20 protein-coding genes are annotated in these 18,587 nt (G+C 53.5%); 8 read left to right on the plus strand and 12 right to left on the minus strand.

The window, feature by feature from the left end; all coding sequences use genetic code 11:
* Nucleotides 1-193: 193 nt before the first annotated feature.
* Complete coding sequence (locus COO92_RS03780) at nucleotides 194-835, plus strand: hypothetical protein (protein ID WP_101300086.1); 642 nt, start codon at nucleotides 194-196, stop codon at nucleotides 833-835.
* A gap of 69 nt (nucleotides 836-904) precedes the next feature.
* Here COO92_RS03780 and COO92_RS03785 read toward each other — a convergent pair whose 3' ends face one another.
* From COO92_RS03785 to hisI, 4 genes are all read right to left on the minus strand, one after another.
* Nucleotides 905-1,660, minus strand: coding sequence for a YitT family protein (locus COO92_RS03785; protein ID WP_338063607.1), 756 nt, complete (start codon nucleotides 1,658-1,660; stop codon nucleotides 905-907).
* Between the two features lie 87 nt (nucleotides 1,661-1,747).
* Complete coding sequence (locus COO92_RS03790) at nucleotides 1,748-2,578, minus strand: aldo/keto reductase (RefSeq protein WP_101300088.1); 831 nt, start codon at nucleotides 2,576-2,578, stop codon at nucleotides 1,748-1,750.
* Between the two features lie 335 nt (nucleotides 2,579-2,913).
* A complete protein-coding gene (locus COO92_RS03795; RefSeq protein WP_101300884.1) occupies nucleotides 2,914-4,044 on the minus strand; it encodes a CobW family GTP-binding protein in 1,131 nt (376 codons plus the stop codon).
* Nucleotides 4,045-4,058: 14 nt separating this feature from the next.
* On the minus strand, nucleotides 4,059-4,457 hold the full coding sequence (gene hisI, locus COO92_RS03800; RefSeq protein WP_022730553.1) for a phosphoribosyl-AMP cyclohydrolase: 399 nt from the start codon (nucleotides 4,455-4,457) through the stop codon (nucleotides 4,059-4,061).
* A gap of 150 nt (nucleotides 4,458-4,607) precedes the next feature.
* Between hisI and COO92_RS03805 the strand changes: the two genes are divergently transcribed.
* From COO92_RS03805 to COO92_RS03815, 3 genes are read left to right on the plus strand one after another with little or no spacing between them, the layout of a single operon-like run.
* Complete coding sequence (locus tag COO92_RS03805) at nucleotides 4,608-5,084, plus strand: Fur family transcriptional regulator (protein ID WP_022730554.1); 477 nt, start codon at nucleotides 4,608-4,610, stop codon at nucleotides 5,082-5,084.
* Nucleotides 5,065-5,886: a zinc ABC transporter ATP-binding protein ZnuC gene (gene znuC / locus COO92_RS03810; RefSeq protein ID WP_101300089.1), complete on the plus strand. Its 822-nt coding sequence runs from the start codon at nucleotides 5,065-5,067 to the stop codon at nucleotides 5,884-5,886. The genes COO92_RS03805 and znuC overlap by 20 nt, the downstream gene beginning before the upstream one ends.
* Nucleotides 5,883-6,680, plus strand: coding sequence for a metal ABC transporter permease (locus COO92_RS03815; protein WP_206186352.1), 798 nt, complete (start codon nucleotides 5,883-5,885; stop codon nucleotides 6,678-6,680). The genes znuC and COO92_RS03815 overlap by 4 nt, the downstream gene beginning before the upstream one ends.
* A 46-nt stretch (nucleotides 6,681-6,726) precedes the next feature.
* Here the strand turns inward: COO92_RS03815 and COO92_RS03820 are convergent, their stop codons facing one another.
* Nucleotides 6,727-9,018, minus strand: a complete 2,292-nt coding sequence (locus COO92_RS03820; protein WP_165792274.1) for an SLC26A/SulP transporter family protein — start codon at nucleotides 9,016-9,018, stop codon at nucleotides 6,727-6,729.
* A gap of 298 nt (nucleotides 9,019-9,316) precedes the next feature.
* Nucleotides 9,317-10,501: a cystathionine beta-lyase gene (metC, locus tag COO92_RS03825; protein ID WP_101300093.1), complete on the minus strand. Its 1,185-nt coding sequence runs from the start codon at nucleotides 10,499-10,501 to the stop codon at nucleotides 9,317-9,319.
* 207 nt (nucleotides 10,502-10,708) lie between these two features.
* Here metC and COO92_RS03830 point away from each other — a divergent pair, with 207 nt between their 5' ends.
* The gene (locus COO92_RS03830; protein ID WP_101300095.1) at nucleotides 10,709-11,665 is read left to right on the plus strand and encodes a threonine ammonia-lyase; all 957 of its coding nucleotides are present in this window, start codon (nucleotides 10,709-10,711) and stop codon (nucleotides 11,663-11,665) included.
* Nucleotides 11,666-11,903: 238 nt separating this feature from the next.
* Here COO92_RS03830 and rpmF read toward each other — a convergent pair whose 3' ends face one another.
* The 5 genes from rpmF to COO92_RS03855 form a co-directional block, all read right to left on the minus strand.
* Nucleotides 11,904-12,083: a 50S ribosomal protein L32 gene (gene rpmF, locus COO92_RS03835; RefSeq protein ID WP_007090029.1), complete on the minus strand. Its 180-nt coding sequence runs from the start codon at nucleotides 12,081-12,083 to the stop codon at nucleotides 11,904-11,906.
* A gap of 41 nt (nucleotides 12,084-12,124) precedes the next feature.
* The gene (locus COO92_RS03840) at nucleotides 12,125-12,811 is read right to left on the minus strand and encodes a GNAT family N-acetyltransferase (protein ID WP_101300097.1); all 687 of its coding nucleotides are present in this window, start codon (nucleotides 12,809-12,811) and stop codon (nucleotides 12,125-12,127) included.
* Complete coding sequence (locus tag COO92_RS03845; protein ID WP_101300099.1) at nucleotides 12,808-13,350, minus strand: GNAT family N-acetyltransferase; 543 nt, start codon at nucleotides 13,348-13,350, stop codon at nucleotides 12,808-12,810. Before COO92_RS03845 ends, COO92_RS03840 begins: the two co-directional genes overlap by 4 nt.
* Before the next feature lie 128 nt (nucleotides 13,351-13,478).
* A complete protein-coding gene (gene sseA / locus COO92_RS03850; protein ID WP_101300101.1) occupies nucleotides 13,479-14,342 on the minus strand; it encodes a 3-mercaptopyruvate sulfurtransferase in 864 nt (287 codons plus the stop codon).
* Between the two features lie 141 nt (nucleotides 14,343-14,483).
* Complete coding sequence (locus COO92_RS03855) at nucleotides 14,484-15,194, minus strand: alanyl-tRNA editing protein (protein WP_101300103.1); 711 nt, start codon at nucleotides 15,192-15,194, stop codon at nucleotides 14,484-14,486.
* Between the two features lie 232 nt (nucleotides 15,195-15,426).
* Here COO92_RS03855 and COO92_RS03860 point away from each other — a divergent pair, with 232 nt between their 5' ends.
* The 3 genes from COO92_RS03860 to COO92_RS03870 all read left to right on the plus strand — a co-directional run bounded on the left by COO92_RS03860 (nucleotide 15,427) and on the right by COO92_RS03870 (nucleotide 17,341).
* Complete coding sequence (locus tag COO92_RS03860; protein WP_101300104.1) at nucleotides 15,427-16,152, plus strand: DUF4194 domain-containing protein; 726 nt, start codon at nucleotides 15,427-15,429, stop codon at nucleotides 16,150-16,152.
* 89 nt (nucleotides 16,153-16,241) lie between these two features.
* Nucleotides 16,242-16,754, plus strand: a complete 513-nt coding sequence (locus COO92_RS03865; RefSeq protein WP_101300106.1) for a hypothetical protein — start codon at nucleotides 16,242-16,244, stop codon at nucleotides 16,752-16,754.
* Nucleotides 16,755-17,062: 308 nt separating this feature from the next.
* Entirely contained in the window at nucleotides 17,063-17,341 is a 279-nt protein-coding gene (locus tag COO92_RS03870; protein WP_101300108.1) for a tyrosyl-tRNA synthetase, read from the plus strand.
* 44 nt (nucleotides 17,342-17,385) lie between these two features.
* Here the strand turns inward: COO92_RS03870 and COO92_RS03875 are convergent, their stop codons facing one another.
* Nucleotides 17,386-18,546, minus strand: coding sequence for a PA0069 family radical SAM protein (locus tag COO92_RS03875; RefSeq protein WP_101300109.1), 1,161 nt, complete (start codon nucleotides 18,544-18,546; stop codon nucleotides 17,386-17,388).
* Nucleotides 18,547-18,587 lie beyond the last annotated feature (41 nt).

Raw genomic sequence — 18,587 nt, forward strand, 5'->3', positions numbered from 1 at the left:
ATTGTAAAATGAGGCTTTAGGTTTCGATTTTTTTTTGAAAAAGTCGTTTAGCTTCTTTTATAACTCGATATTGCTGAAGTTCCTCCTTGAATAAAGGTTGGCTTTTGGCGTGGTTTCCGAGTGCGTAATGGGAAAAACGGGTTGGACATCAACGCCAATTGAAGACAGTATACTGCTCGTAATGGAGATGTGTATGTCTAAAAGAAATCTTATGGTCGCGGTTTTTGTAGCTCCCCTTTTCGCGTGTCAAACCACTTCTGGAATGATTGATGCAATCCCCTCACAGGGAACTGTCGTTACCGGTAGTTATGAAGCGGCAAACGGCCGTGTGAAAATCCCTTTGCCGCCCGGAAATTGGGTCGTGGCGGGGGCCAATATCACGCGGGTTGGATATCAAAATCCGATCGAAGAGGCCGTGCTTGTCAAAGTTGGTGAGGATGACGGTTTAACTATGATCGACATTCGCACTGCAATTACGATTTCGCGAACTGGCTGGCAGCCGGGCCGTCTGTGTGAGCGCGATGACATTGATTATCTTGACCGGGTTTCAAATCCTGAGGGCAGCCTTCAGGAGTGTTGGGGGGTACGCAATTTTAGCACCGATCTTCAAAAAGACCTGCCAGCATATTTGGTGCAAACCGAACAATATGCCAAAGCAAACGGGATCGAGCTAGGTTATACCGCCAAGGCAGTATCCTACCGGTTTGCAGACAAATCTTACTTTGTCGATGCCTCGTATCTTTTTAAACCAGATGACGTGACGGTAGATGGTTTGAAAGAATGGGGAATCTCGTGGAGGCCCAAAGTTGAGAGAGGGTTCTACGGCGAGCAATAAGACGCTTGAGGTTGCAGTAAATGGCATTTAAGTAGCTGTTTATCGCAACCTTTTTTCTTTTCGGGTGTGTTAGCGTGCTGCCAAATACCGCCCCGGACGGTGGTTGATCGCGATGATCAGGTTCAGCACGACCGCGCCCAAGATCGACAGCAGGACTTTATCAAATGGCAGGGTCAGGAAGGCGATGATCAGGATGACCATGTCGATGGCAAGCTGCACGTAGCCCGCCCGGATACCAAAATGTTCCTGTAGATAAAGGGCGAGGATGTTGATCCCGCCAAGGCCCGCCCGATGGCGAAACAGCATCAAGAGGCCAATTCCCATCAGTGCACCGCCTGCAACGGCGGCATAGACCGGGTTGAGCATGGTGAAATCGACCATCATCGGGGTCAGTTTGGAAAAGATCGATACCAACCCGACCGCGACAAAGGTTTTGATGGTGAATGCCGTACCCATGCGTTTATAGGCCAGCCAGTAAAACGGCAGGTTGATGACAAAGAAGATCACGCCAAAGCTAAACCCGGTGGCATGTTCGATCAAAAGGGCCGCGCCGGCGGTACTGCCCGTGACCAGAACGCTTTCGCTATAGAGTGTTACGCCAAGCGAGACCACCATGGTGCTGAGCAGAAGGGCCAAGACATCCTCATACAGGCGATGGGAAATATCGTCCTTTTTTGGGGTGTCGGAGTTGGTGGTGCGTGCGATGGGTTTGGTCATGATCTGCGAACTGTCTTTTGTCTGATGAATGGCGATCAGGGTACGATGTTCGCAGATGCGAAACAAGCAGCCGTCGATGGTGCCGTATTCTTCGCCGGTTTCTGACAATGTACTGAGTATAAACGCAAAAGACCGGCCAAGTTCAGGCCGGTCTTGGTAATTTTATGTGTTGGGGGATATATGGTTAAGACGCGATCAGGCCGCATCATCCCATTTAGGCGCAAAGTCTGGATCAATCAGGCGGCCGTCTGGTTTGGCCAGATCGCTGATTTTTGCCATTTCTTCGTCGGTCAGCTCGAAATCAAAGATGTCGAAATTGGCCGCCGCATTTTTCGGTGATCCTGATTTCGGGATGGCCATGACGCCATCCTGTTGCATCAACCAGCGTAATGTGACCTGCACAGACGACTTGTCGTGTTTGGCCCCGATGTCGGTAAGAACGTCGTCCTTGAGCACAGCACCACGCGCAATCGGGCAATAGGCCGTCATCAGCATGTCATGCGAATGCGCGTTTTCAAGCACCTTCGTCTGATCGATATAGGGGTGATATTCGACCTGATTGACCGTCAGCGGGACGTTGGTCAGGTTGATCGCCTTATCCACCAGCACGGTCGGGAAGTTTGAAATCCCGATCAGGCGCGTCATGCCAAGGTTTTTAACCTCGTTCAAGGCGGGGATGGTTTCGCTAAGAGACACGTCTTCATTTGGCCAGTGCAGCAGCAACAAGTCAACGTGATCAAGGTCAAGTTTGCGCAATGATTCAACGACCGAGGTTTGCAAATCGCCGCTTTGGAAGGCGTCAGGCCAGACTTTGGTCGTTAAGAAATAATCGTCGCGCGCAAGGCCTGAGGCCTTAAGGCCCTGACCAACGCCTTGTTCGTTATGATACATCTGGGCGGTATCAAAATGGCGATAGCCAATTTTGGCGGCTTCGGCGACCATCTTTGCGGCCGCAGCATTATCAAGCTCGTACGTCCCAAATCCGAGGGCCGGAATCTTGTTACCCTGCCAGTTCCGGTAAATCATGTGTGTACCCCCTTGGTTTGATTGTTGTGTTTGTGGGTGCTGTCATTTGTCCTTGAGGTGACAAATATCCCGATATGCGCCTGATTTAGTCCATAACCAGATCATCGCAACCTGTACGATTGGATGAAACGGGCTGTTCTTTCGGGCAAAGACGGCAAGGGGATGGGCTTGTGCCAAAAAAAGAAAGTTCACAAAAAAAAGGGCGACCAACGCACGGCCGCCTGAAGTTCTGAACTTAGAGTGAGGCTGTATCAAGCCAAGAATGAGGATGCCTGAACGCGCCAGTGATATCCTTGATGTGGCTCAATCGCAGAAATTATGTCCGTTTGGGAAAATCAATCAGACGAACCATTTTCCGCCGTTTCGGCAACGGCTGCATTCAAATGATAAAGTGATTCCCGGATGATCTGCGGGCCAAGGTCCTTGGTGATAAAGACGATCTTTGATCGATGATCATCGCTTGGCCATGCGGGCAGGGATGCGGGCGGGTGGAAAATATGCTGCACGGCGTGAATGGCCACCGGGGCGTCTTCACCGACCAGATTTAAAATGCCCTTTACCCGCAGAAGGCTTTCGCCGCGCATCTGGGTAAAGATTTCGGCCCAGGTAACAAAGGCATCCCAGTGGATCGGATCATCAAAGGTGATGCAGAACGACTGAATATGGTCATCATGGCGGTTTACGTCGTTGGCGTGGCTGTGGCCATGATGCTCGTGGCTATGGTCATGGTCATGTTTGTGGTTGTGCGTATGGTCATGCACTTCTTCGCCGTGATGATCATAGGCTTCGTCGCGCAGCCATTTCTGCACGTCCATGCTTTTGGTTGTTGGATCATACAGCCCGGCATTAAACAGCTTGTCGGCGGCAATATCGCCGTTGTGAACGGGATAAATCGGTGCGGCGGGATTAAGGGCGCGCAGGCGTGTTGCCAGCGTGTTGCTATGTGTTTCGCCGGCAAGGTCGGCCTTGGTCAAAAGAATACGGTCGGCAACGGCGGCTTGCTTAACACTTTCGGGATGGTGATCAAGTTGATGTGCACCGTTCACCGCATCAACTGTGGTGACCACGCTATCAAGGCGGAACTTGGTGGTCAGCAACGGGTCGGTCATCAGCGTGTGCAGGATCGGTGCGGGGTCGGCAAGGCCGGTGGTTTCAATGATCACGCGATCAAACTGCGGGATTTCACCGCGCGTGCGTTTGACAAATAAATCGCGCAAACCTGAAATCAGATCGCCGCGCACTGAACAGCAAATGCAGCCGGAATTAAGCAAAACAACGTCTTCGGAAATTTCGCGCACCAACAAGTGGTCCAGCCCGATATCACCAAACTCGTTGATCAGGACGGCGGTTTTATCCATGCCGTCTTGGGTCAGTAATACATTAAGCAGGGTGGTTTTGCCACTGCCGAGAAAGCCGGTGATAACCGTGGTGGCGACGCGTTCGACTTGTTCGTTGGAAATAGCCATGGGACTGGTTTTGATCACTTTTTGCCATAGAGTTCATCGACAGCGACTTCCGGCTGGGAAATCACGACTTCTGCGCCATCGCGTGCGGCAAAATAGAAACAGTTGCGCCGCCCGGTGTGGCAGGCCACGCCAAGCTGATCAACCTGTGCCAGTACCGTGTCTTGATCGCAGTCATAGCGAAAATCAACCAGCGTCTGTATCTGGCCGGAACTTTCACCCTTGCGCCAAAGCTTGCCGCGCGAGCGTGAGAAATAGCACACCCGACCGGTCGACAGCGTTTCAAGCACCGCATCGCGGTTCATCCATGCCATCATCAGGACTTCGCCCGTATCATGCTGCTGCGCGATTGCCGGGATCAGGCCGTTTTCATTGTATTTCAGTTTATCGGCAATCTGTTCATTGGCGGTGGTCATGAAGGGCTCCGGTCGATGATGGTTGACTTTTGGGGCGTGGCACGGCAGAAAATGATATATTATAACATTTCAACAAATGCCACGGCTTTTTGGCTGCTGCCAATATGACCGAAAGTGGGCCACAGTGGCAATGCTGCGAGAAAACCTAGTATGAGCGATCTTTTCCCGAAAAAAGGCCACGATCACGACAGATGCGTACATAGCGCAATTGCCCAGGCAGAGAAAGTCTGTGACGACGCAAGTGCACGGTTTACCGACATGCGCCGCAAGGTTTTTACTTTGATCTGGCAATCGCACAAGGCGGTGACGGCTTATGAGTTGCTTGATGCGCTGACGTCCGAAGGACAGCGCGTGCAACCGCCAACCGTGTATCGGGCGCTGGAATTTTTGACTGATCTTGGCTTGGTGCATCGGATTGAATCGCTAAATGCCTATTTCGGCTGTGACCGGCCAGATTGCGATCATCTGGGGCAGTATTTCATTTGTACCGAGTGCGGCCGTGTCGCCGAGGAAGTCAACGAAGACATGAGCAATGCCGTGCGTAAGGCCGCAGGCAATGTCGGTTTTGCCATTCAGGCGACCACGGTTGAAATCAAAGGGCTTTGCCATGACTGCGCCACTCATTGAGGGTCGGGGACTGACCCTTTCGTATGGTAGTGAGCGCGTGCTTGATCAGGTGTCGCTGTCCATTCAGGCTGGCGAAATCATGACGTTAATTGGTCCCAATGGGGCGGGTAAATCAACGCTGGTTAAAACGTTGCTGGGTTTGCAAAAGCCTGACAGCGGCGATGTGATCCGCAAAAACGGCCTTCGTATTGGTTATGTGCCGCAAAAGTTGGCGATTGATCAGGTTTTGCCGATGACCGTAAAGCGGTTTTTGACCCTGACGCGGGCTGCTGCACGCAGTGCCTGCGAAATGGTGTTGGGTCAGGTCGGTGCCGCGCATGTGATTGATGCGCAGATGAGTAGCCTTTCAGGTGGAGAATCCCAACGCGTCATGCTGGCACGTGCCTTGTTGTTGCGCCCGGAACTTCTGGTTCTCGATGAACCGACACAGGGCGTTGATGTCAGCGGGCAGGCGGAACTTTACCGGCTGATTGATGACATCCGTGCGGAGCTGAACTGCGCAGTCCTGATGATTTCTCATGATCTGCATCTGGTGATGGCCAAAACCGACAAGGTGGTGTGTTTCAATCGCCATGTCTGTTGTTCGGGCATCCCTGACACGGTGCGTCAGCATCCCGAATACAGGTCGCTTTTTGGCGTGCGCGAGGCCGATGCGATTGGCATCTATACCCACGAACATGATCATGAACATGATTTGTCGGGGCATGTGGTGGGCGACTGTGGCCATGACCATTCCCATGATCACGGGCATTCGCATCATCATCATGACCATCAGAAGCAAGAGGCAGAAACCACAAAATGATGGATGATTTCCTGTTTCGTGCAGTGACGGGTGGCGTCTTGCTGGCCTGTGTCTGTGGTCCGTTTGGCGCGTTTATCGTCTGGCGGCGAATGGCGTTTTTTGGCGATATGCTGGCGCATTCGGCGTTGCTGGGTGTTGCACTTGGTTTGCTGATCGGGGTTGATGTGCGTCTTGGCATGATTGCCACGTGCCTTGCCAGTGCCTTGATCCTTGCCATCGGGCAACGTCAATCACGGATTGGTAGTGATACAGTGCTGGGCATGTTGGCGCACTCGACACTGGCCCTTGGCATGGTGGCACTTGCATTCGTGCAGGGGGTGGCTGTTGATATCATGGCCTATCTGTTTGGTGATATTCTGGCCGTCAATGTGACCGATATTTGGATTTTGGCAGCGGGCGGAGCCTTTGCCATTGCAGTACTGATCTGGATGTGGCGACCGTTGCTGGCGGTCACGGTCAGCCCGGAAATTGCCGCGGCGGAAAGCATTCCGGTTGAACGGTTGCGCCTGATTTTCATGCTGTTGATGGCGCTTGTGATCGGCATGGCGATCAAGATTGTCGGGGTGCTTTTGATCACAGCCCTTTTGATCGTGCCTGCCGCCAGTGCGCGGTTCTTTGCCAGAACGCCCGAACAAATGGCGATTGGCGCGGCGGTGTTTGGCGTGGCGTCTGTGATGGCCGGTATTGCGCTGTCATGGCATGTCGACACGCCAGCGGGCCCTAGCATCGTGATTTCAGCAGCCGGTTTGTTTGTGCTCAGCTCGATCGTGATGATGGGATTGCGTCGTAACTAGGAGGTTCGGCGCTGTTACCAGATGAGCCGTGGCATGATGAGCGGGATTACTGTTCAAGTTCTGAAATCATCATATTTGCCTGACGCAGGCGGCTGGCCAGAATGCGATTAAGGTTAAGCAACAGGCGCGTGACAATGTCCTGATGGTCCTGTCGCAGGGCTGCGAAATCGGTACCGTCAAGTGACAGGCACAAAGCATCGGTTGTGGCGACGATGGTGGCCGATCTTGGCGCACCATCAAGCAGTGCAACCTCGCCAAACAGCGTGCCTTCCGTGATGGTGTTGATGCGTTTTTGACGACCCGTTCCCGGCACGTTGATCACAACATCCATACGCCCGTAAATCAGGAAATAGGCGCGATTGCAGGTGTCGTCCTGCTGAAAAACAAGGTCGCCTTTTTTGAAACGCTGACGTTGAGCTTTGTGACCAAGTGTTGTGATTTGATCGCGCGTCATGCCGTTTAACAGCAAACTTTTGGCAAAAACCCTGTGAATGCCGCGATCAGGTTTGTCGCAGAACCGGCGCAACAAAAGTTCTTCGCAATGAGCAAGGGCAGCATCGGTTTCGGCAAAGAAGTTTTCCTTGCCGACAGCTTTGATAACCCCGTTCGCATCAAGATTTAACCAGATCCAGCGTGGCTTTAATCTGTGATCGCGTTGATCGGGGGACGAGCTAGAGCTTGGTTCAGAGCGTTGTTTGTTCGGGGACAATCTGCGTTCCGGCTGAATGGAGCTCAGGAACAGGTGTTTGCCACCGTCGAGACATTGTTGATGAATGGCGCGAAGGGCCTCGGAGCCAGTGCTGTCGATTGACGTGACATGACGAAAATCAAGGATGAGATAATCGATCCCGGTTTCAAGGCAACGGCTGACGGTGCTGCGTAACCGGGAACATGACCCGAAAAACAGTGCACCCTGAAGTTCAAGGACGGCAATGCGATGGCCTTCTTTTTCAAGGCATTCAACGATGGCGACTTTACGCTGTCGATGCGCATGAATACGAGATCCAAGATAGGTGCGCCTGACCGGGTTTTTACTCATGCCCAGAACAAATAAAATCACCGATACCAACACGCCAACGCAGACTGCAGATGCCAGATTAAAAAGAAGTGCAATGGCAACGACAAACAGGCTGATCAGTACGTCTCCGACAATGACCCTTGGGTAGGGGAATTTGCCGGTGACAAGTTTCGAAAGCTTGATAAAGGTTGGTTGATCAATTGCCTGAATGGCAATCGCGATGACCATGCCCGCCGTTGCCCAGATTGGCAGGGCGGCGACCAATGGGGCGAAGATCAAGAGGCTGAGTGCGAGTGTGAGGCTGCTTGCCCAATTGGCGGTGCGTGATCTTGCACCAGCATCCAGAATGGCAACCGATCTGCTCATCGTGCCGGAACCGGGAAGGAAGCCGATAAAGCCCATGAGAATGTTCAGAAGGCCGTGGAGACGCAATTCGGCATTTACGTCACTATGCCGGGCGGTTCTGGCGTCAATTGCCCGGCTTGAAATCACCGTATCAAATGATGACAGCAACCCGATGGTCAGGGCGCTGGTGATTACGATGTCGATGTTTGGGCTCAGTTCATTCCAGACCGGTGTTGTCTTGATCAGGATGGGCATGCGCCAGATTTCGGAAAACTCGATGGCGCCGATCAGGGGGGCGTTAGCAAGCGGGAAGATCGAGACACCAATATAATAAATGGCCGTACCTGCGACCAACCCGACAATGGCAGCCGGTACAAATCGAATGGTGCGCGCAGCAATGAACTGGAACGAAATCGTTGTAAGGCTGATGGCAATTGCAAAGAAAAGAATGCTGTTTTCGTCAGGTTCGAAAATAGCCGTGATATCGGGTGTCAGACTGCCAAGTGCGGTCGGGAGGGTGTTGATCAACACCAGAAGGGCCGAGGCATTTACAAAACCCGACAACACGGGGGCCGGAATATAGGACGCGGCATTCCCCAGACGAAGCAGACCTGCGACAAACTGAAATATACCTGCGGCCAAAACGGCGACAAAGGCAATAACGATGGCATCACCGGCTGAGCTGCCACGTGTAATGGCGATCTGGATTGCAGATGCCAGAACAAGTGCCGTAACGGCACGCGGACCTGATACCAGAAACGGGTTAACGCCAAACATCCCGCTTATAATACCAAACAGAATGGCACTTCCGATGCTTGCACTAATGCCAAAGGATGCCCACTGAGGTCCGAGCGGATAAAACGCGATTAAACCATAGGCAACCGCCTGCGGCAGTGTCGCCAGCATCCCGACGCACGCTGCCCCGATATCAAAGCGTGCTGTTTCTAACCGGGTTTGACGTATGCCTTTGATCATTAAGTGCCTCATCGGAGGGTATCCGCCACGATCTGGTGTCCTCTGTATGCATGAAAACGCGATGCGATACAGGTTGCCAGTCGTCCGTATTTTGGACTCGTGAAGAACGTGGCAGTACTTAACCACCATCCCCTAATTGTTTGATTTGATTGTTTATTGGATAGGCACGTATCAGTGTAAAAGTAGATGTGACATTTTTGGAAAATTAAGTCCATCCACGGTTTGGTCAATATTTTAAAACGATAAAGGCGACGCAGCATGATCTGCGTCGCCTTTGTCGTTGGTTTGCCTGTTTGAGCTAGGTCGTCTTTAGCCGTTCAAACCCGGCCTCAAGATCGGCAATCAGATCGTCCGGGTCCTCAAGGCCGACATGCAGACGGATCAGTTGGCCGTCGTCTTCCCATTTGGTGGCGGTACGGATTTTGGTTGGGTCGGATGGCAGAATCAGGCTTTCAAACCCGCCCCAGCTAAAGCCCATGCCAAACAGGTCCATATTGTCGACCATATTGGCCAGTTGCTTTTTCTCGACCGGCTGCATCACGAATGAGAACAGGCCACACGCACCACTGAAATCACGTTTCCAGATTTCATGGCCCGGATGATCGGGCAGGGCCGGGTGCAGGACCGTTTTTACTTCTGGTCGCGTTTGCAGCCAGTTGGCAACTTTAAGGCCGCTTGTGTGGTGTTGCTTAATCCGAACGGCAAGGGTGCGCAGGCCGCGCTGTGCGAGGTAGCAATCATCTGGTCCAATCGCGTCGCCGGAAATCAGGACCTGCTTTTTAATGGTCAGCAAATCTTCCTCGGTCGCGGTGGTAATCGTACCCATCATCACATCGGAATGACCGACGATGTATTTGGTGCCAGCCTGCACCGACACATCGACGCCCAGTTCAAACGGACGACACAGGATCGGGGACGCCCAGGTGTTATCAAGCATGACTTTGACGCCACGATCATGGGCCACGGCGGCAATCGCGGGGATATCCTGCATTTCAAAGGTCAGTGACCCCGGGCTTTCACACCAGACAAGAACCGTATTGTCACGGATAAGTCCGGCAATATCGCCGCCAATGGTTGGATCGTAATACTCGGTTTCAACACCAAAGCGTTTCAGGAAGGTGTTGCACAGATTGCGCGTCGGGAAATAGGTGCTGTCGGTAATCAGGATATGATCGCCCGGTTTGACAAACGCCAAAATCGCATTGGTGATTGCCGAAACCCCCGATGAGACACATAGCGTGCCATAGCCGCCTTCAAGTTCGGCAACGGCTTCTTCGAGTAAAAATCGCGTTGGCGTGCCGTGGCGGCCATAGGTGACTTTGCCCGGAGCCGATGCACCTGCCTTTTCAAGCTCGGCAAGGCTGTCAAACAGGATGGTTGAGGCATGTAGCACGGGCGGGTTGACCACGCCGTGATATTGGCTGGACCGGCGACCGGCGTGAACCAGCTTGGTTTCAGTTTTCTGGGGGCGATGACCTGACATCGGTGGTGCTTCTCCTTGGGCGTGGGCCTTGTTGTTTATGGATAAGACAAAGCATCTCAAACGCGACCGTTCAAGGCTTTTTCACCGCTTTGTCACGCATCACCATTGTGAAATCAGCCAACTGGGTTATTTCTTATGCGCGGACCAACCGGTCCTTCGTGCATTTTACCATCCCGTCAGACAAAACCATTCCCGTCAGGAGGCCCCGTGATCGATCTTCAGGATTTCCGTGCCGCGCGTCGCGCCATTTCCAGTCATATGCGCTTGACTCCGGTATTTAAGGCAGACAATTTTGCGTCCAAATCGGTGTTTGATAAACCCGACCGCCTGCCTGAAATGTTTCTGAAGCTTGAAAACATGCAGGTCACTGGATCGTTCAAGGCGCGCGGGGCGATGAATGCTGCATTGGCCCTTGATGAAGACAAGCGCGCCAACGGGTTGTGCACGGCATCGGGTGGCAATCACGGCATGGGTGTGATCTATGCGGCGCGAACTTTGAGTGTTCCGGTTAAAATCTTTTTACCGACCAATACGCCCAAGCCAAAAGTCGAAAAGCTGCGTGCGCAGGGCGTTGATGTCGCACTGACCGGGGCGGTTTGGGATGATGCCAACCGGGCGGCAATGGATCACGCACGCCAAAGCAACATGGCCTATATCCATCCCTTTGCCGATCCCAAGGTGATTGCCGGGCAGGGCACCATCGCGCTTGAGATGCTAGAACAGCAACCTGATCTTGATACGCTCGTTGTTGCCATTGGCGGTGGCGGGTTGATTTCAGGTGTTGCGACGGCAGCGCGTTTGCTAAGGCCCGCCATTCGGATCATCGGGGTTGAACCAATCGGGGCGGCAACCCTGTTTGAAAGCTTAAAGGCCGGCGAGGTCGTGACCCTGCCAACGGTCAATACCGCCGCAACCAGTTTGGCGCCGCGTCAATCCTCCGCATTAAATGTTGATTTGATCGGTAAGAATGTTGACCGCATTGCGCTGGTCTCCGATGAGGAAATGCAACAGGCGGCAAGCTGGCTTTGGCGCGAGCTTGGCATTGCGGTTGAGCTTTCCGCGGCGGCCGGGATGGCCGCGATCATGAAAGACCGCTTGGGGGTGGATGATCCGGGCCGGATTGGTGTGATTATTTGCGGGACCGGGAATGACGGGATGAAATAGTCCGGTTTGGGTGCGTGGGTGGTCGACAAGAACATGCGGGCGGACAGGGGGCTGTGCCGCCCGTTTTGTTATGGTTTTTAAAGGGTTACCGCTGCACACCTAAATCATCAGACAAATAAAAAGGGATGGAACCGTTGGGCTCCATCCCTTTTTAAACCAGACGCCATCCGAAAAACGGATGGCGCGGAATTTTGTAGCGTCGCAAACCGCCAAAGAGCAAGAGCCCTTTGGAACGGAATTACATCTTAGGCTCGACCACTTGACGACCACGGTACATACCGGTGTTCGGATCAATGTGGTGCGGGCGATGCAGTTCGCCGGTTTCTTTGTCTTCGCGGTACGAGCCCTTGGCGAGCTTGTCATGCGAGCGACGCATGCCCTGACGGGACTTGGTCACTTTTTTCTTTGGCACTGCCATGGGTCATCATCCTCTGGCTTGGGTAAACTCAGGCGCGCTTGTTACCGTGCGCGCTCGGGAAAGTCAACGATCAAAGTGTCAGAATTTGCATTATCTGCATTTTCTGTGGCACTTCCGCTGTCGGGCGCTTCGCCGTCCTGATTGCCAGCATGATCAACATGGTGATCAATTGGCGGGATCAGCCCGACATCGCGAGGATCGTCAACAATATCTGTTCGCTGGTCGTATACAACAAAGCCAGCCTTTTGGTAAGCCCCCAATGCGCTTGGATGATCCAAAGTGCAGGTATTTACCGTAAGGCGGCGCGGCTTAAGGCCCCAGGCGGTATCAATCGCCCAGTTTAAAAGGTATTTTCCATAACCCTTGCCGATGAAATCGGGGATCAAACCCATGTAATGCAGGTCGATCACGCCGGTTTCTTCAAGGTCGCCCAGATCAAGTTCGGCAAAGCCCGCCGGAACACCGGCAACATACAAAACATACACATGTGTTTCAGGCAGGGCCAGAATCGGGCCAAGTTCGTCGTCGCTCATTAAACGGCGCTGCCACCAGAGCCACGGTTCGCCAACCGTATCATATAAGTAGCGGTAAAAAGACAATGTCAGGTTTTCGGCCCGCACGATGGCGACCTTTCCCGGTGGGATGGTGGCGGGTGCCCGTTCGGGTGGTGCGGGCATTTCAAGGAAGCTGACAACAACGTCAAGCTTGCGCGGATTGGATGGGCTCATGGGGATAACCTCTTGCACATGAGAGTTGTTTGAAAAACGTCATGCGCCTTTGTCTGTGGGGCATTGGTAACCGGTTCATAGCCCAGTTTGGTATAAAAGTCAGCAATCTCAGGTGTTTCGATTGTGGCGCGGACTTCAGCAAGATTGGACGCACGCAGGATGTCTTCGGCCAGCTCCACCAGTTGACGACCAAGACCAAGGCTCTGGGCGAACGCGGCAATCGCCAGATAATGAATCCAGCCAAATATCTCATCATGGCCAGTCATCATGGTGGCGATGATCTGGCGGTCTGATGGCAGGCGGGCAACGATCAGGCTGCCGTGATTGGCATTGATGCAATTTTCGATGTCTTTGCGGGCATCACGGATTGCCGGGATCAGGCCGGTGGCGATCCAAAGGTGCGTTATGGCTGCAACATCGTCATCCGAAGGGGTTTTAAGCTGTTCAAGTAAAATGCCCGTCCCGTCATCTGCGCCCGCCGAGGTGGCCGCATTTGCGGCTATATCCGGTTTCGGGCGATAAGACGTCGGGTCGGGCATTTTTATTCCAGTCAGTATCTATATCTACAGAACGATCAATCATGCAGGGCCGATGATTGCGGGGCAGTCTAACAGATTGGTATATGCATGCGAAACGGCCCGCAATTCATGTTGTTGCTTTATGGAGCCTAGCCTTGTGACGGGCCGGTTGTGACCGGGCTGTCTTCGGTGGTGGCCCATTGTGCCCATGATCCGTCAAAGACGGCGACTTGCTTGTGACCGGCGATGTACGCACCCATTGCAAGCACGCAGGCAGTGACGCCTGATCCGCAGGTTGCGACGACAGGACGATCAAGAACGATGCCGGCATCTTTAAATGCAGCACTGATTTCGTCTGCATCCTTAAAGGTGCCGTCTGCGTTCAGCAGCTGATCAAAGGGCAGGTTGAACGCGCCGGGCATATGGCCTGATTTTCCCCAAGGATCGTCGACCTCACCCCGGAAGCGTTCGCCAGCACGGGCATCGACAATCTGTTCGCGCTTGCTGGTAACGTTTGAAAGCACCTGATCATATTCGCGCAGCAGGAAACTGTTGGCGCGCGCGGTAAAGTGACGTTCGCGGGGCGGGGTGATCGCATCGGTCACCGGATGACCTTCGGCAAGCCATTTGGGCAGGCCGCCATCCAGAACGACAACGTCCTGATGGCCAAAGTGCCGTAGCATCCACCACGCCCGACATGCGGCCATGGCGGCACCGGTCTGAGCATACACCACAATGCGTACCCCATCGCCAAGGCCAAGTTTGCGGACCTTGGCGGAAAACTTGATGGCGTCTGGCATCATATGGGGCAGCGGTGCGCTGTCATCAGCGGCGATGTCGTCAATATCAAAGAAAACCGCACCGGGAATGTGCTGCGCCTTATAAAGGTCGCGCGCATTCTTGTTCTGGGCGGGCATGTAATAACTGGCGTCAACGACGCGCACGTCCGGCGCGTCGATGTGATCCGCAAGCCACTGGGTGGAAACCAGGGCATCGGAAAGTGGGTTGTTCATGGACAAGCTCCGATTGGCAATGGTGGGTATTGCGTGATCCCCGTTGGTCCGGGGATCGATTGTTTTTAAAGTGGTCCTGTAGGTGAATTTGTAACGGGCCCATGCGGTGCTGGCAATATCCGGCCTGAAATCGATTGTGTCTTATTCCTCAAAAACAAGATTAATGCGCCGGTTCTGACGGCCTTTTTTCTCGATCTTTGAAATAGTAACCCGGCCAATTTCCGACGTGTTTTTAACGTGCGTGCCGCCGCAGGGCTGAAAATCAATGCCTTCGATGGTGACGGTGCGAATGGAATGACCATCCATCGGCGGCTGAACCGACATGGTGCGGACCAGTTCGGGGTTGGCTTTCAGTTCTGCAATGCTGATTTCGCCGTCATAGACATCGGCGTTGCGCGCGATCAGCTCATTGAGTTTTGCAGTGATGTCGTCTTTATCAAGCACCGCATCCGGCAGGTTGAAATCAAGTCGCGCCTTGTGGGCGGCAATGTTGCCACCGGTCACATCCCCGTCGATCACCGCGCAGAGTAAATGCAGGGATGTGTGATAACGCATCAGACGATGTCTGTTGTCCCAGTCAAGTTCAGCTTCGACACTGTCGCCGATGGCTGGTAGGTCATGACCTTCGGCGATGATGTGCAAAAGGGTGCCGGTTTCGCGGTCCTTGACCGTTGTGGCGACCGGAAGGCTTGCGCCTGATGTGGTTTTAAGCGCGCCAATGTCGCCGGCCTGTCCGCCGGACGTTGCGTAAAATACGGTCTGATCAAGGGCGACGCCGCGGTCTGAAATCCCCGTTACGGTCGCGGTGCAGGTTTTGGCATAGGCATCTTCACGAAACAAAAGGCGGGTCATTTTTCGGATCTTCTCCCTTGGGCGCGTGCTGGGGCCGCGTAATGGGCAATCTTGGATGTGTTCTTTTAGTTAAATTCATCGTGCGGTGGGGTGGGGCAGGTTGTCGAGGGGAAATGTGTCCGCCATCTATTTATTAGATATGTATAATTATTTACAGAAAATGAAAAATGATGTTTGTAGTTATACATAATGTATGGTATCCCAGTGGCGTAAATCAGGAGTATCACCAACCTTGGCGGCACTTATTCACGTTAAATTGACGGGCGAAGGGGATTTCGGGCCGGTGGATCTCGAATGTGCGATCCCGCCTGCGCGTTTGCCTGTGGTGATGGCGGCCTTGTTTGGGCAGCCTGTCTCGGCATCGAATGTTTCGGGCGCGACAACTGCGGCGCGCACGGCGCCTGCTGGTCGGCCTTTGCGGTCTGCCGCGCAGACTTCGCTGCAACCAACAGATTATCCGATCCAGAACTCTGAGGCCCAACCGTCTGGGAGCCAGCCTTTTGAGGGAGGCGCTGATGCCTCTTTGGATATGTCCGGGGCCGATACGCAAATGTCGCGTAACGATGACGCCATTGTTGGCCCAGCTTTAACGGATCAAGTTCCCCATGCATTTGACGGTGGTTCGGCCGCGTGGGATGGGGCGATGGATCCGGGCAGTTTCCTGACCCGTTTTGTCGGATCTCTTGGGGATTTGATCGCACGTCTTCAGCCGCGTGGATATGCAGAAACCATTCTGATTGCGGCGATCTGGCTGCATTACCGTGATGGGCGCAACATGGTGACCCGCGATGATATTCGCCGGGTGCTACGCCGACAGGATCATCTGCGTATGCCGCGAAACTTCAGCCGTGATTTCCATGCTGCGCTGTCACGTGGGTATCTTGAGCCGATTGAAAACGATGATGGATTTGTTGTTTCCAGGGTTGGCTATCAATGGTTTCGCGCGGAATGTAATTAACGGTACAATTTGTCGAGAAATATGTTGACGAAATGTATGGTTGATGTATCGTTTTTGACAGGGACAATAAAAGCGGGCAGGACCAAAAAATGCGTGAATGGGAAGTTAGAACCAGTTGTCGGGTGTGGCGCGGTCGTTATGTCATCCGGGGGGATGTTGATCGTATTGCCAATGATATTGTCGAGTTGCAGCAAAACCGTTTTCCGGGGCTTGAAACCAGCAAGGTATCGCTTCGGGTTGTGACCATGGCGGTGATGTCGGTCTTGGCCGAGGAATGCTGCGAAGACGGGGTGACTGCCGCCGAACTTTCCTTCCTTTTGACTACCTGTTTGGGCATGCCGATTTCACCGACCCGGATCGAACAGGAGATGGACGGCCTGTCGGGTCTTGTCTGGACCGGGCAATGGGGGGGTGAAACCCTGTATGTTATGGAAAAGCGTGGTCTTCGGTTCTTTGAAAGTGCACGCGCAATGGCGTTGTCGGAAAATGGCACTGTTGCGCTTGGTGACGCGGACATCGCATCGGCAGTTAATGATGCCGGGCTTGATCCGGTGATCATTGCTGATCCGGCACCCCATGCGCGGTACCGCGTTGTCAGCTGATATCTGTTGATGATTTCATCGCCTGCTTTAAGTGATTTCACCCGTCAGGTTCGCCCGGCGGGTTTTTTCATGCATGTAGCCACAGCATGCCCTGTTACAAAAGACGCTTGACCATCCCTGTTTTCAGCCTTACTAATTTGGGTATGGAAAACGCGATCATTCATTTCAACGCCTATTTTACGTCGTACACATAAGTGCGGCGCGTGTTGATTTGTATCTGATCAAATGAAAACAGGCTGCCACAGGGCAGCCTTTTGTTTTTCATCCCCGGTTTGCCCTAGGTGGTCGTACCACGAAGGAAAACCGAAATGACCCATATCTCCCTTATTGATCGTACCCCGGCACTTGAATTCGCACCCGAAGCCTTAAAGAACGGGATCGAAGTCGTGTCCCTTATCCTGATGGCGGGGTTTGCCAAAACAAGCACCGAAGCCCAAGACCTTGTCGCGCGCGGGACGGTATGGATAGAAGAAAAGCAGATTACTGATCCCCATCATCATGTGCTTAATTACGCCTTTGATGATGGTGAAATCCTTCGGCTTTCGGTTGGTGCGGGCAAGCACACAACAATTCGGCGGGTGGGCTGAGTATTTTGGATATGTGCCGGGTGGATGTTGGAGCGTGGGTGCGCCTAGAACAACGACATCTGCCCATCGGCACTGGGCCGTTTAAATCCGCTACAATCGAGATCAAGCGACCGTCCCATCAGGCCGTGCTTCTTGCGCGCGGCCTTAAACCGGGTGGCGATTAAATCGGCAATCGGACCTGTGCCGCGCATGCGGGTGCCAAATTCGGATTGATAGCGTTCACCGTCACGCATCTGGCGGATCAGGGACGTGACTTTGGCTTTGCGATTGGGGTAATTGGCTTCGAGCCATTCTTCGAACAGATCGGCTATTTCAAGCGGCAGGCGGATGACGATATGTGATACCGATGTTGCCCCGGCGTCATGAACAGCGGCGACCAGATTTTCAATTTCCATGTCATTGAGGCCGGGAATAATCGGCGCGCATAGAACCGTAACCCGAATGCCCGCATCGGACAATTTGCGAACGGCATCAAGGCGGCGGTGCGGGGCGGACGCGCGGGGTTCAAGCAGGTTCGACAGCTTGTGATCAAGGCTTGTGACCGATACGGCAACCGATGCCCGGTTTTGGGCGGCCATCGGCGCGATCAGGTCAATGTCGCGGGTGACAAGCGCGCTTTTGGTGATGATCGAAAACGGATGCTGGCAATCGCTGAGCACACTTATGATCGATCGGGTCAGTTGCTTGTCCCGGTCGACAGGCTGATAGGGATCGGTACTGGTGCCAATCACAATCGGGGCGGGGGAATAGCTGCGTGCCGAAAGTTGTTTGCGCAAAAGAGTGGGTGCCTCAGGCTTCCAGAACAGCTTGGTTTCAAAATCCAGCCCCGGCGACAGCCCCAGATAGGCATGGGTGGGACGGGCAAAGCAATAAATACAGCCGTGCTCACACCCCCGATACGGATTAATTGAACGATCAAACGGCACATCGGGGCTTTGGTTGCGGGTAATGACACTGCGCGCACCATCAATGCCAAGGGTGGTTTTGATGCGTGGCGGGGCGTCGTCAATGAGCTGATTGATCCAGCCGTCATCAACGGCCTGATGGATGTGGCGTTCAAACCGGCCATCGACATTTGACACCGCCCCACGGCCCTTTTGCCCGCGCGCAGGGAGTAGATCCGGGTCCCAGTTCGGGGCTTCCCAGCCTTCGCCCGGGAGAGCTTCCGTTATGCTGTCTAACGGCGGTTCGATGGTGTTTCGCATATGTTCAAGATATAGAACAAAATAAGAACATTCAAGCGAAA

The sequence above is a fragment of the Thalassospira lohafexi genome (genome assembly GCF_002844275.1).
GTDB lineage: Bacteria > Pseudomonadota > Alphaproteobacteria > Rhodospirillales > Thalassospiraceae > Thalassospira > Thalassospira lohafexi.